This window comes from Bacteroides fragilis NCTC 9343 (assembly GCF_000025985.1).
In the GTDB taxonomy this organism is placed as follows: domain Bacteria; phylum Bacteroidota; class Bacteroidia; order Bacteroidales; family Bacteroidaceae; genus Bacteroides; species Bacteroides fragilis.
In genome coordinates this window covers 4,555,285-4,569,140 of sequence record NC_003228.3, presented here as the reverse complement: position 1 = coordinate 4,569,140, position 13,856 = coordinate 4,555,285, and the positions used below count along the sequence as shown (strand labels likewise).

11 protein-coding genes and 4 pseudogenes are annotated in these 13,856 nt (G+C 39.6%); 7 read left to right on the top strand and 8 right to left on the bottom strand.

Features of this window, described 5'->3' with window-relative positions; translation table 11 throughout:
* Positions 1 to 162: 162 nt before the first annotated feature.
* The 4 genes and pseudogenes from BF9343_RS18755 to BF9343_RS18740 all read left to right on the top strand — a co-directional run.
* Positions 163 to 1,109: pseudogene (locus BF9343_RS18755) on the top strand (IS30 family transposase).
* A 153-nt stretch (positions 1,110 to 1,262) separates the two neighbouring features.
* Positions 1,263 to 2,486 (top strand): 6-bladed beta-propeller, encoded by a 1,224-nt coding sequence (locus BF9343_RS18750; RefSeq protein WP_010993634.1) that lies wholly within the window; start codon positions 1,263 to 1,265, stop codon positions 2,484 to 2,486.
* Between the two features lie 273 nt (positions 2,487 to 2,759).
* Positions 2,760 to 3,983, top strand: a complete 1,224-nt coding sequence (locus BF9343_RS18745) for a 6-bladed beta-propeller (RefSeq protein WP_041926342.1) — start codon at positions 2,760 to 2,762, stop codon at positions 3,981 to 3,983.
* 24 nt (positions 3,984 to 4,007) lie between these two features.
* A pseudogene (locus BF9343_RS18740) lies at positions 4,008 to 4,910 on the top strand (6-bladed beta-propeller); the annotation flags it as partial.
* A gap of 840 nt (positions 4,911 to 5,750) precedes the next feature.
* On the opposite strand, the pseudogene BF9343_RS24225 reads toward BF9343_RS18740, so the two are convergent.
* Positions 5,751 to 6,102: pseudogene (locus tag BF9343_RS24225) on the bottom strand (DUF3945 domain-containing protein); the annotation flags it as partial.
* A 284-nt stretch (positions 6,103 to 6,386) separates the two neighbouring features.
* Here BF9343_RS24225 and BF9343_RS18730 point away from each other — a divergent pair.
* The 3 genes from BF9343_RS18730 to BF9343_RS18720 all read left to right on the top strand — a co-directional run bounded on the left by BF9343_RS18730 (position 6,387) and on the right by BF9343_RS18720 (position 7,866).
* Entirely contained in the window at positions 6,387 to 7,022 is a 636-nt protein-coding gene (locus tag BF9343_RS18730) for a hypothetical protein (protein WP_041926272.1), read from the top strand.
* Entirely contained in the window at positions 6,997 to 7,365 is a 369-nt protein-coding gene (locus BF9343_RS18725) for a hypothetical protein (RefSeq protein WP_010993630.1), read from the top strand. Before BF9343_RS18730 ends, BF9343_RS18725 begins: the two co-directional genes overlap by 26 nt.
* Positions 7,366 to 7,449: 84 nt before the next feature.
* The gene (locus tag BF9343_RS18720) at positions 7,450 to 7,866 is read left to right on the top strand and encodes a hypothetical protein (RefSeq protein WP_121955736.1); all 417 of its coding nucleotides are present in this window, start codon (positions 7,450 to 7,452) and stop codon (positions 7,864 to 7,866) included.
* A gap of 295 nt (positions 7,867 to 8,161) precedes the next feature.
* On the opposite strand, the gene BF9343_RS23230 is transcribed toward BF9343_RS18720, so the two are convergent.
* From BF9343_RS23230 to BF9343_RS18685, 7 genes and pseudogenes are all read right to left on the bottom strand, one after another.
* Positions 8,162 to 8,323 (bottom strand): hypothetical protein, encoded by a 162-nt coding sequence (locus BF9343_RS23230; protein WP_274540572.1) that lies wholly within the window; start codon positions 8,321 to 8,323, stop codon positions 8,162 to 8,164.
* Between the two features lie 38 nt (positions 8,324 to 8,361).
* A pseudogene (gene mobA, locus BF9343_RS24035) lies at positions 8,362 to 8,784 on the bottom strand (conjugal transfer protein MobA).
* A gap of 827 nt (positions 8,785 to 9,611) precedes the next feature.
* Positions 9,612 to 9,851 (bottom strand): hypothetical protein, encoded by a 240-nt coding sequence (locus BF9343_RS18705; RefSeq protein WP_010993628.1) that lies wholly within the window; start codon positions 9,849 to 9,851, stop codon positions 9,612 to 9,614.
* Between the two features lie 114 nt (positions 9,852 to 9,965).
* A complete protein-coding gene (locus tag BF9343_RS18700; protein WP_032594842.1) occupies positions 9,966 to 10,190 on the bottom strand; it encodes a hypothetical protein in 225 nt (74 codons plus the stop codon).
* A 71-nt stretch (positions 10,191 to 10,261) separates the two neighbouring features.
* Positions 10,262 to 12,166: a ParB/RepB/Spo0J family partition protein gene (locus BF9343_RS18695; RefSeq protein WP_010993627.1), complete on the bottom strand. Its 1,905-nt coding sequence runs from the start codon at positions 12,164 to 12,166 to the stop codon at positions 10,262 to 10,264.
* 82 nt (positions 12,167 to 12,248) lie between these two features.
* Positions 12,249 to 13,262, bottom strand: coding sequence for a hypothetical protein (locus BF9343_RS18690; RefSeq protein ID WP_010993626.1), 1,014 nt, complete (start codon positions 13,260 to 13,262; stop codon positions 12,249 to 12,251).
* Between the two features lie 31 nt (positions 13,263 to 13,293).
* Positions 13,294 to 13,575: a hypothetical protein gene (locus BF9343_RS18685; protein WP_041926270.1), complete on the bottom strand. Its 282-nt coding sequence runs from the start codon at positions 13,573 to 13,575 to the stop codon at positions 13,294 to 13,296.
* Between the last annotated feature and the right edge of the window lie 281 nt (positions 13,576 to 13,856).

Sequence of the window (13,856 nt, the reverse complement as noted above, 5' to 3'; positions counted from 1 at the left end):
GTAAGCCCTCAACCATGAAAAACACTGCATTGGTTTGCCTCAGCGGCAGGAGACGCAAAGTCTCCTGAGAGCGGAACCGTTAAAGAGAATACAACAAGCAATGTGAACAAACAGAAAGAGGAGACCGAAATCTCCTCATGATTAGTTAACTTTGCATTGCTTATGTACAAACAACTAACCTCAGAACAAAGATACACAATTTCCGTGTTACTTCAAAAGAAGTGTAGGAAAAGCGAGATAGCGAAAGCTATTGGAGTGAGTAATTCCACCATTACACGCGAACTGGAGCGCAATTCCAGTTCACGTGGAGTGTATAAGTGGGACAAGGCGCAGCGTCAGGCAGACAAACGCAGACATAAGGCTCCCGGCAACCGTTCTGTCAAGCCCTATGTCCGTACTATGGCTATAGACTTGCTGAAACATGAACAGTGGTCTCCGGAACAAATATCAGGCTATTTGGCAAGAAACGGTGTCAGAATTTCACATGAGACAATCTACGCCATCATCCGTAAAGACAAGTACATCGAAAGAGGTAGCTTGTATAAGTATTGCCGGCATCAACTGAAGCACCGTCGCAGACCTGTCGGAAAACGTACCATGATACCGGACAGGGCAAGTATACACCAACGGCCTCCTGAGGCTGACGGCAAGCGATTCGGAGACTTTGAGATGGATACCATCGTTGGCGGCAATAATCAAGGAGCCATCCTTACGATAGTGGAACGTAGTACGAACATGCTGTTCATGAAGAAGCTCAAGTTTGGAAAGGATGCTGAAGAACTTGCGAAAGCAGCAATACAACTCTTGTCACCATACAAAGGAAACATCAAGACCGTTACCACGGATAACGGATGTGAGTTTTATGCCCACAAAGCTATTGCCAAAGGGCTTGATTCCACTGTGTATTTTGCTGATCCATACTCTTCATGGCAGAAGGGAGCCATAGAGAATGCCAATGGACTCATAAGACAATATATTCCAAAGTCTTCACCTATAAAAAAATAAATGACACCGATATTGACGCTATTATGAATAAAATCAATAACAGACCAAGAAAAAAATTGGATTTCTCAACACCATTTGAGATGTTTTCCTCTTACTTGTTGTAAATTTGCACTTGCTTGTTGAATTCACGTTTTTGGTAATTTTGTTAATAGTGTTAATAAACATATTCCTAAAAAATGATATTCTACGAATTATTCGTATATTTCGGCATGTTTTTAGGACTGTATGCTTTTGTTTTAAACTAAAATCTATTTCATATGAAGGCAAGACACTTTTTCTACCCGCTTCTCTTTCTTTTTTCGGTTGCAATGTTTGCTTCCTGCTCTTCATATGTACCCAAAGAGGGGGATATAATAGAAGATTCCGCCTTTCGTTCTGTTGATTTGCGTATAATAGAGAAGATAAAAGGGACAGTGATGTCTTTGGGTGATTTAATGGAGACATACGAAATTATTAAGTTGGAGAATAGGGATGAGGCTCTTGTTAAAACTTATCCATTTGGGATCTTTGTGACAGATAATTATATCTTGCTGAATCCAGACGCTATATTTCCTATTAAGTTGTTTACGCGTAAAGGTCAATACGTGGCGGATATTGGTGGTATAGGACAGGGCCCTGGAGAGTACAAAACGATACATTTCTGTATGATAGCTGAAAAACAAAAACGTATTTACTTAGGTCCGGGAAGAGCAAATAAAATACTTACTTATGACCTGAAGGGGAATTATCTGTCAGATGAAGCTATTCATTTCAAGGAAATAGTACATAAGCCTTGTATTTGGATGGACCATGATAAAAAGCATGTAACTGTAGTGGGGTTGCCATTTTCTGAGAATGAGAACTCCAATTTTGAAATTAGTAACAATGTGTGCTGGGTGCAAAATAGGGAGGGTGATATCGTGCATCGGATTTCTGCAAATCATTACGGTTTAATTGGAGATTACAGTAATGGCTTAGTGGCATGTCGGAATGTGGATGCGATTTCTTTTTCTATTTTTGAAGACCCCATGTTGCGTACTCGCCCTGATACTTTGTATCACTATGATGCAGTAAAGAATATAATAACTCCACGCTTTACAATAGATCATGTTGTTTCTGAAAATCAAAGTGCTTGTACTGTTTTATATGAAACTTCAAGGAGTTATTGGGCGCAAGTCACTTTATATCCTAATGATCTTTCCTCAAGTGTTTCTTCTGTTCGTTTACCAGCCTTTAATGTTTGCGTTTCGAAAAAGGATGGCAATGTATGGCGCATTGATCGTTTTACTGATCCTCTTTTAGGTTTATCTTATCTTTTTTTAGCTATGAAGAATGGTTATGTCTGTATCTCTTATGATCCTCTTGAACTGATGGATGCTTTAGATAAAGTTCTTACCCAAACAGATTTGGAGCCTGACGTACGTAAACGGGCCACCGATTTACGAAATAGTCTGCACGAGAATGATAATGACATTCTTATCATTGGGAAATTGAAACAATAACTATAAGTAATCTATAAATTTCGGTTGGATCTCTAAATGCTATCAGGCGAATCACTGAAGGTTCTCAAGTATATGTGATATTGATAGATCGTGCAAAATGTCCACGAGGATGATAATCCAATTATTGCCATTTACAAATTGAAAGACTGAAGAATTTTGAGTGAGATGCTTTTTAACATATCCCTAAAAGAATAACATTCTACGAATAATTCGTATCTTGCGATATGCTTTATGAAAAGTAGTTTTTTACTTTCAGCCAAAATCTATTTTTATATGAAGACAAGATACCTTTTATATCCGCTTCTCTTTCTTTTATCGGTTGCAATGTCTGCTTCCTCATGTTCTTTGTTTATACCCCAAGAGAGGGATATAAAAGAAGGTTCCGCCTTTTACGCTGTCGATTTACTGGAAATAGAGAAATTAAAGGGTGAGGAAATGTTGTTTTCTGATTTGATAGAATCATTGGAAATTATTAAGTTGGATGGTAGAGAAGAGGCATTGGTTGCCACTTATCCTTCTGGTATTGATGTTTCAAGCAATTATATTTTAATAGAGCCGGATGGCGTTTCTGCTTTGAAATTATTTACTCGTAAAGGACGATATGTGGCTGATATAGGTGGAGTTGGTCAAGGCCCCGGAGAGTATAAATATGCTGTGAATAGATTTCTTGATGAAAAGCAGGGACGTGTAGTTATTGCTGAGAATCAAAAAATGTTATTTTTTGATCTTAAAGGCCGATTTTTATCGAAAGAGAGTATTTCATTGCCGGAAACGATAACGAAGAGTTCCATTTGGATAGATTTGGAAAATGAAAAAGCTGTAGTGGTCGTTCTTCCCTTTACTGATATAGGAAATCCAAAAGCACCGATCAGTAAGAATCTATGTTGGGTACAAGATTTTAAGGGGAATATCTTGCAAAAAATATTTGCTGTAAATTATGCAATTGTGCCGGATTATAGCAATGAAGTATTGGCTCCCCGGAATGTTGATGCCTATTCTTTTTCCCTTTGTCAGGTTGTCGGGCGTACACGCCCTGATACTCTATATCACTATAATATTGCTAATAATGTATTGAAACCTTGTTTTACTTTGGATAATGTAATGCAGGAGGATAAATATATTGTAACGTCATTGCATGAGACTCCGGAATATTATTGGAGTAGAGTAACTATTGGACCGGCTAAAATGCCATCAGATGGTTCTCCCGTTCGTATGACTGTATTTAATGTTCGTGTTTCTAAAAAAGATGGTAGTGTGAAGCGTATTGATCGTTTTACAAATGACTTTTTGGGACTTTCTTATCCTTTCTTGACTATGCGCAACGGTTATGTCTGTATCTCTTACGATCCTCTTGAACTGATGGATGCTTTAGATAAAGTTCTTGCCCAAACTGATTTAAAGCCTGAAATACGTAAGCGAGCCACTGGTTTGAGAAATAGTTTGCACGAAAATGATAATGACATTCTTATGATTGGGAAACTTAAATCCAACTATTAGTAATAACCTATAAATTATCGTCCTATGAAGTTAGATTATATCGCATTGTTTTTGGTATTGTTTTTTCTTGCTGCTTGTGGCAGCAAGTCTTCTTCTCCGGATATGGTGGATGATAACGCTTTACCGGTTGAGGAAACCTTTAAAGACATTGATCTTGCTAACAACCTGAAAGATTGCGGCAAGCCTTTACTGCTGAGTGACATCGTGAAAGATGTGGAGTATGTGAAACTGGAAACGCAGGATAATATATTAGTCGGTGATATAAAGCAGCTAAAGCGGACGGAGAAGTTTGTCTTTATTTATTCAAGAAATCAGAGGCATGTCATGATGTTTGATACTTCGGGAAAGTTTATCCGTAAAATCGGTCATGTAGGTCAGGGTCCTGGAGAGATAGCTAATATTCACTGTTTCACAGTCAGTGATAGTTTGGTATTTATTTATCCGTTCAGCCGTAATGGTAGCCTGACAGTCTATGATATGCGGGATAACAGCTTTGTCAAAGAGTTTTCTTTAAAATGGCCTGTCTTTTTTAGTTGGACCATCGATGTAATGGGAGATTGTTTGGTTTATTATCCCGGTACTGTTTATTTGCCTGATAATAGTAAGACATTCATAAGCGCTTGTGTTGCGAATGGAAAAGGGGAGACATTGATGGAGCAAATCCCTTACTTATCTTCTGGTGATAAGGAAATAGTACAATTATCTTCTGATCCTTCTTGGCTCTATCGTGGAAGAAGTAACGTTTATTCGTTTATTAATGATACGATCTACGGCATAACTTGTGATTCTATCTTTCCTCGTTACCATCTTTCTCTTGGAAAATATAAATTGCCTTCCGGAAGATATGATCCTACTCATGATTATGGTTGGGGAGATTTTGTTCTGATGCAAAGTGTTTATGAAACTAAAGAGTTTCTTTTTTTGGAACTTGGTACTTTGTTGTAACTTGTTGTAAATCAAAAGACAACTACATTATTAAAAAATGTAGGTAACGATTTAGTAGCAAAAGTTTTGCTTTCGGTTACACAGCTTTGCATAGTTTCAAATAACTCATATACAAAGGTAGGCAATATTTGGAATATAACAAAATATACAGACATCCATTTTTATACAAATCTGATTATTAACACCTTAAAAAAATAAGGTATAACTTATTTGTTTATTATAGAATAGTCGTGAAGAGTATCTCTGGCTATTTTTGTCTCAATTTGACATTTTCTGTCTTTTTGTGGCGGTTGTTCAACGGTTGAGTAGCCAATGGCTTTATAATATCTCCGTAATGTGCGTCATGAACAATAAAAATAAGGTCATTATACTACATCGGGTGGACGACACCTTCAGGGATTCGAACCCAAACTTCTTTTATAAATCTAATGCTTTGATTTTCAGGACTTAGAGTGTTGGTCTTCTAATGCTTTGCATTAAAAAATCATGATTTATCACATGTTTGATTTACACCATTAATCATGTGCCATCATTGATTTCAGATGTCAAGATACAGTTATATTTTGATTTTACAAATAGAAAACGGATTTTTCACCCCTCCCCTAGATTATGTTTCAGCAGTCATAACGTTAATTTTATACTGTTTTTTTATGTTTTTAATGGTTAGTTTCAGTGTATAAAAATAGCAACAAACATCAGCAAATCAAAAAAATGACATTTAAATTTGCTAAAGCGATATTTTTTATAAAGTCAACATTTACAAGGTGATTTATTAGAATGTATTTATCAGATATTTATTAAGAGAGGCTACAATAAAAAAGTAGAGGTGATTGTATCTTTCAGCAGTTCGCTTATCATATGGTTTTCAAATAGCAGCAGTTTGTCAATGCCAACGGTGTTCAGGTCCTTCTACGATAATTGATATTCGTCGAATTTGTAACGTTGAGCGAGTTTGGCAATGCCCTCTTCATCGTTCAGTTCGCTGTTCTCTACCAATTTTTTACCATCCATGCCGGGATCTTCCACTTTGGGGATTTGCACCACTGCGTTAAGTGTCTTTTCCAACGATACCAACGGTACAAAGAAAAACTGAAACTGTAGGGATTGTCATACTGTTTTTTGAAATTGGAGAAGAAAAGTGCCATTTGTTCGTTCTCTTGTCAAGGACCGCCATTATGTACTCGTCCTTCACCTCTTCTTGTTCTTGCTTCTTTTTTAGCCATACATTGTAGAATAATTGATTTGTACGGGAAAACTTTAGACTGTGGCTGAGAAGATATGGCATAAAAAATGCAGGATATTACGTTTTTATGGCGGTGAGGAATGGTTGGTGGGAGATGGTGGGAAATGGCACAAGTTGGTTTAAGTCATTAATTTAAATTGATATTTTGTTATTTTCTTTTGTGCTTTATTCTTTTTTTATAATTTTGGCTTTGTATCATCATTAAATCAATTTTTATGGCAGAAATAGATAAGAAAGTTAAAATAGTCAATCTTGTAGGGAAAGTAAAACAGGGAAAGAAATCAGAACCTATGAATATAACTAAAGAGTTGTACACTCACATTCTAACAACTCTACCTCAATATTTGTTAGATGTACATAAGTACACGAATGTAGACAAAGAGGAAAAGATTCAATTGATGATTAAAACAAAAGAAAACAATAATAAAATAGAATCATTGTACAAAGGTTCAGAGTTGGATCAATGTATTTGTGGCATTGTAGAAAAAGGCATTACTGGAAAACGCAAAATCATTTTAGATAGCAATGAGAATAAATTAGTAGGTGAAATAAAACCCTCTGAGGCAGTATTGTCCCCAGTATTCTTTTTGCTAATTTTTTCATGGAAATTGAATTCATTATTCATGATTACAGAAAATGATGCATCAGAAAATATTTTTTCTGATATAGTATATGCAATTAGGTCAAGTATTATTGCTCATTTGGGGACCGACAAACTTACAATGAAAAGTGAAATTGTTTTAGGTCATGACAAATTAATTGATTATATAAAAGATGGAGAATATTCTCGAATTAAGATTAAGAGAAAAAGTGTTCCTGCTGACATTGCGGATCAAATATACAAATATTAAGATTGATGAAGATGAAGAATGTACTATTGAGGTAAAAATAACTGCTAAGAAGAAAAATATAGCAGGAGTACTAGTTGATAAAATAAAATCTATAGCTGCAGATGGACATCCATCTTTTAAAACTATAGAAGAATTGGAGCCATTTGGACTAAATGAGGATTCTGAAATTGTAATTGATTCTATTTTAAATGGTAATAAGCGTCCTATTTCTATTTCAAAACTGAAAACGCCCAATATATCCCAATTGATAACAGTTTCAAAAACAGAAGATGGATATGCTGAATTTAATTCTATGAGAGAAGAATCACTTAAACTGTTTAAAGATATTGTAAATTATAAGTAAATGAAATTTATATCAAGTAAGATAAATATTATTAGAATTATAAAAAGTCATATTTCAACTTTGAGAAATTCAAAGAAGTTGAATATGGCTGATTTATGGACTTTCTATATTATCCCTTGTGCTATTTCAGTATTTCTAAGTCTAAAAATTGAAATCACGTCTGGATTAGAAAATTTACTTGGTGTTATTTTATCTATATTTATAGGATTGTTTCTAAATCTACTAATGCTATTGATTTCATATGTTCCGCCAGCAAACATAGATAAAGAAAAGAAAGAACTGCTTCTTGCAACAAAGAAGGAGAGTTTTTATAATGTTTCATACATAATACTTATTTGTATTATAGAATTATTATTACTACTAATCTCTACTTATGCAAAGGAGCTGGGGTGTATTACTAATATTTTATCATCCTTGATTTATTTTCTATCTATCCACATATTCTTTTCTTTGTTAATGATATTGAAAAGAATTTTTGCACTTTATGATAATACAATATAAGATTTGAATAAAAAATCAACTCGGTTATGTGTAAGTTTTCGGATATAACTCTTTTCAAACTACATAAACTATCTTTGTAAGCAATAGAAACAAAGCCAATAAGATAAGAATAGGAGATAACGATTAGGTAACTATATATTGCCTTACAGTGTGAATCCTTGTTAAGTAAGTAGAACGTATTAAAAGATAAGTCCCCTATAAACAATTATAATGTTTATAGGGGACTTTGCTGTAAGGCAGTATATAGTCACCAACGATTAAATATTACCTCCTAAACTAAAGATTAGATATAGAACTACCCTTCTCCTCCAGACAAATGCTTGAACTTCGTATTATTCTCAATCCGAATCAACTTCCTTTTCACCAGTTCAACGATATCCTGCTTGATTTGCCGATAGTTGACCTGTATCTGTTGCTCCGTCATATCGTTACTATCTTCATCGAGGAAGCTACTCATAGAAGGAACTGCCGGAACTGATATTCGGAATCATCAGGTTACTCTTTTTTCGTGAGATAATTCTTTTCGTATCGCTTTGTAAGTTCGATGACCAGCTTGCATACTTCTTCCAGTTTACGGGTTTCTTCGGCAAGCTTGTAGAGAAACGCAAGCGATTTCTTCTCTCCGTAAATGGTGTGGATGGCCTTTACACATTGGTTATAGTTATTTCCTATCCTGCGGAATTGCTGATAGAAAGCGGTAAGCTGGGCGTAATACTCCTGCGCTTCCTTGTCAATCTTCACCACCTTGAACTCTCAACCGAAGATGCGGGCGAAGATAAATTCGGCCTTGTTCTTCATACCCGATTGTTCAAACATCGTGAGGAATTTTTCATTTTCCTCACTGCTCAACCGCACAGAGTGGCGATGCACCCGTGGGTCAGCGAGCACTTTGTGCCCCGCTCCGTTTCTGACAAGCATTCTTTTCTTCATGACATGAATATTTTAAAAGGTTCGACTTGGGAGAACCGCCGTCCCCGAAAGACCTTTCGGGCGAGACTTTGAGGGCCTGAACTTCAAGTGAGGGCCTCAAAGTACACCTCGCTATATGCTGACGCATATAAAAATCCGGCCCGGCCGGATTATAGGTCTAAAGGATTTGTCTTACGTTCTCTTCCGAGAACGGGCTGCGTTCTCCCGGCGACAAAGGTAGATAGTTTTTTCTGTCTGAGCATTATAGCGGTTCCCGCCAACAACCGCCAATAAATGACTTTGGAATTATGAATAGCTCTCTTGAGGTTTATTTGCAGCCGGATAGTCATTCGGCTACTTATTCGGATAGATGAAAAAACAGTTATCCGAATAAATGTCCGGGTAGTTTTCTTTTTGAACAGCTATTCGATTAAGTATGTTTTTAGGCAAGCGTTCATAAGGCTGCCTATCCGCTTATACAGCCATACATATATAATGATGTATAGGCAAACAGATGTTCGGATAGATGAATAGGAGAACGGATTATTAAGCGGATGCTTACATAGGTAACCGGATAGCTAAATAGCTATATAGCTGAATAGACAGATAGCTTTATAGCTAAATAGCTATCAAACAAAACAGATAAGTGGACAGAGACCTGTCTGCCTGATTAAACAGCTAAAGGCTGCTCTTATATGTTATCATTCAACTATTTCTAATCTTATAACTTTCTTGATATTCTATTCAACTACGTAAGAATATTAAAAGTAGGGCAATCCTATAAGGACGGCCCGACTTTTTAATACGGTCACTTGTCAGGTGTGGGGTGTGGCAGGTCAGTCCACCGGTTCTCCGCCATAGCACAGACGGCAGATGTCACTATGGATTTCACGCATGATGTGCTCCTGCATCCGTTTGCTGATGCGGCGGTTCTTGGAACGCATGAACAGTCTGTTTTCTATCAGACTGCAAAACTTCGTGCCTTCCTTGTCCACAATACAGAGTATCTGGTTCTCAAGGAAAAAATCCATGTCTGTGGAGTATTCCACATTCGGGGAGATTCTTATATATTTCATATATTCACGGTTGGGATGATAATTACGGTGGCGGTGTGGGTGGGGTCGTCCGCCCTTTGTTCTTTCAATACGGAAAAAATATGTGCCGGATAATAGTCCCGGCACATAAAATAGTTACTCGCATACGAACAGTTCATCCGCATTCTTTCCCGATAAACGGATAAGCCTGTCTTCGTATTTATCGTATAGCTTGTTAAATTCATCCTGATACTTTGAACGATATGTCCCTCTTTTAGTCATCAGTCGTTCGGGCAATTTCCCGTACTTGTCTATCAGTTCCTTTTCTGCCAAAGAACACGCAAATTGTTTGATGGTATCAATCATTTCTTCTTTCTCCATAATGTTACAATCTTATAAAAATCGGATCGGGTATTGAAAGGTGAAATTTTTCACCTTTCAATACTATACATTCAAGCGGCCTTATCATCATGGGGCAATGCAGGGGAAACTTTTTGTTTTTCATCCTTTTTCGCTGTCGCTTTTTCCGCTTTCTTCATCTCCTTTATCCTCTCTCCCAAACGTTCGTGCCTTTTCTGATATTCTTCCTCGTGGGTGGCTTTGGCAAGTCCGTACTGGTCGGGGAAGTGCATGTTTGCGAAGTCCCTCAAGAGCTTGGATGCGTTATTGTCTCCGTAGCCGCCCTCGCAGAGGGAGTGGATGATGAAATCGCGTTTGATGACCGTCCTTTGTGCGTCCGTCAGTTTGGCTACAATCTTCATCCGCTGTTTCTCGTCCAACGGCATCGGTTGGTCTTTGATGCCGCAAAGCGGATAATGCTTCCTTTGCAGTTTGGTCAGCATGATGAAATAAAGCATTCCGTCCTCGTATTGCGTAAACGGACTTTCGGGATAGTCATTCTCACGGACTATCTTTTTCGTATCGGTAACAATCTTCTCGGTGGAGAGTTGTTTGAAACGCTTGTCCCGCTCCTGCAATGTCTCAATGGTAACGGGGGCGATTTCCTTCCTGTTTATCTCCACATAGCAAAGTTCGGGTTCTGTCTGTCCCACTTTGACGTACGTCTTTATCTTGCCCTCTTCCTTTTTACGGTTGAGTTCTTCCACCTTTCGGGCGTATTCCTCGTTTTTCTGTTCAAAGGTCTGTACCGCTTGTTCATACTCTGTCGGTTCGGAGAACTGCTCCTTTTGCGGTGCTTCGGGTGCTTTGGGAAATTCCCTTGCCGATACGTTGTAATCGAGTTCTTTGATTTCATGCCCTTTCTTGTCCAATTTTTGGAGTGCCGTGTCGTTACGGCTTCCGTAATAAGGTCGGGCGATCACCAGCTTCGGATCGGATTTCAACAGTTTCTCCGTTTCCTTTGCCACATGCGCAGAGTTCTTGGCTTCCAGACATTTGCGGTTGGTACAATGTCCGCACCCGTTATGTTCGGCAAAAAGGTTGTAGTTGGCTGCGTTGTGTGCACACGCCTTGCATTCCGTCTTGTCGAACTTGTATTGCTCAAGGTCGGTTGTGTAATATTTCTCAAAATGTTTCTTGAACAGATTGAGCGTGTAACCGCTCCAATCGTCCCTATTGCCCTGCTTCAGGTGACTCTCGTACACGTCCTTTTGGATATTGGTTTCATAGGTGCTTATTTCCTCGGCCACACTGACGGTGATTGTCCCGTTATCCAGCAGTTCACCGATAGGCGCATACAATTCGTTCAGTTTCAAACGTGTATAGATATACTTCTCGCTCCGTCCGAAGCGGCTGACGAGTGAGTACATGTCGTACCTGCCTTTTTCAAGCAGGCGTTTGAAGGCTCTCGCTTCCTCGGTGGGGCATACCTGCTCACGCTGTAAGTTCTCGCTTAGTGACATGTCCTCCGCTTCATCGTCCGTTATATGGTCGTATATGGTTGCCTTTATCGTCTTTGCTCCTGCAAGCAGTGAGGCACGGTAGCGGCGTTCGCCGTAGATGATTTCGTAACCGCCTGCCGTGCGTGGACGTACGGCAATGGCCTGCAAGACTCCCACTTCCCGAATGCTGTCGGCAAGTTCCTGCAAGGATGTGTCATTGAAGGTCTTGCGGTGGTTGTCCGCACTTGGGTGTACGGCTGTGATGTCAAGGTCTGTCTCAGCCGTTGCCGTTGCAAGCGGTGTCTTGGGCGTGGCTTGCTGCGGTGTTTCTTCCACAATGGTGGGAACGGTTGCCGTTTCGGGTGCTTCCGTCACTCCGGCAGTTGTGGGTATGTCCTGCCCACAGATTAACGTCATTGGCTTGGGGATGATTGCCAAAGCGGTTACCTTTACTGCCGTTTCTTTCTCTGATTTCTGAACTTTGTTGTTCTTCCGTGCATTCTTGTTCGTTTTCATAACTATAAATTTTAATGGGTTGATATTGATTGAATTACTTTCGATAGGTAGGGCGGTTTGTTCCGCCCTGCCTTTTACGTCTCTATACGTTGGCATACGTTGCGAGTGTCTCACGTACTTTCTGTTCCTGCTTCCTGCTGTATATCCATCCTGCACGCCTTTCACCGTTATAGGTAAGGTTCGCACGGAACAGACCGTTCAAGCCTTTCAAAACGTCCTTTATCGGCTTGGTGTCCCCGAATACGGCTATCGCCTTTTCACTGTATTCCACAATTTCAAGATTGAGCGTTGAGAGGTCTGCGGATGTTGTCGGCTGCTGCGCTTCAGTTTCCCCTTGCGGTGCTTTCAGACAAATGTTGGCTTCGTCCCCTGCGGTGTGGGCGTATCGTTCGATGAACTTTTCAAGGTCGTAAATCCGCTCTTTTGAAATCGTCCAACCGCTGTACTTGTTACGCCCCAAATACATGCCGTCCCCCATGCTGTAATTTTCACGGTGTTCGTATTCCTTGTCGTTCTCTGCCAGATAAGCCGTTCCCTCAAAATTGGCGGCATATTTGCGCATTTCGGAAAAGAGGTTTCGTGTATGGGTGGAAAAGCCTAAAATCACGGTTCTTTCTATACGGTAGTCGTAGTAGTCCGTATAGCTGTCACACTCGCTCACCCGTAGTTCACCGATAATGACGGCTTTCGCATCCGATGGGATAAGGGGGCGCAAGCGTTCCGCTCCGATTTTTGCGGTGTGTTTGTTCCTCTGCCGTTCTTCCTCCGCTTTTCTGTCATCCTCCGTTTTCTTCTCCCTCGCTTTGGAAAGCAGGGCGGCTGTTTCCAACGGATCCAAAAACTTGGGGTTCGCATCGTCATAATACATGCCTATCCCGAATTTTTCCGACAAGGGTCGGATAAGGTCGGAAGTATGAAACTCGTGTGTCCGCAAATTGATAAGATGATAGGTTATTCCCCACTGGCTGCGGTTTACTTCATACACTACATAGCTGTCGTAGCTGTAACCTTCCAGCATTACCACTTGATTGACTGAAACGGTCTGTTCGTCTCTGTCATAGCTTCTGTTCGCTCCCAATAAATGTACTTTGTTCATAATGAATTGTTTTAATGATTAATATTTCGGTTCAGAATATCACGCAAAAAAGGATGATGAAAAGGAGAAGAACGGAAAGGAAAAGGATGCGCCATACTGAACGGATGAGGAAAAACACCACCGCCAAAACTACCAACGTGGGCAGAATACCGCCTAACCCCGTCACCACACCACCGACGAAGGCACACACGAAACGCACCGCCACATACACCATGAAACCGACCAGCGACCACTTCACCAAAATTTTTATGCCGGTTGGAGCGGAGCCGAAGCCTCGTTTCAAATCTTGCTGTATTTCTGTTCTCTTTTTCATAACATTGACTTTTTTTTTATGCCTTGTCGGTGGCTTCACCTTGCTCGTTTCAGGGGGCAGATACGGACGGGGAGAAAATGTGCAAGGCTTTTGGTGAAAAATTTTCAATCGCCCGGCTGGACGGATTGAAAAATTTTCGCCAAAACCCGTAGGGCGCGAAGCGGCCTTGCAGATTTTTAGGGGCCCCGGCCGTAGCTTCGCACCCTGAACCATGCAAGGGGAAGTCATGACGGGGTAATAAAAATGAGGAAATTGTTATTTGAGGAAATAAGAGATAAGGA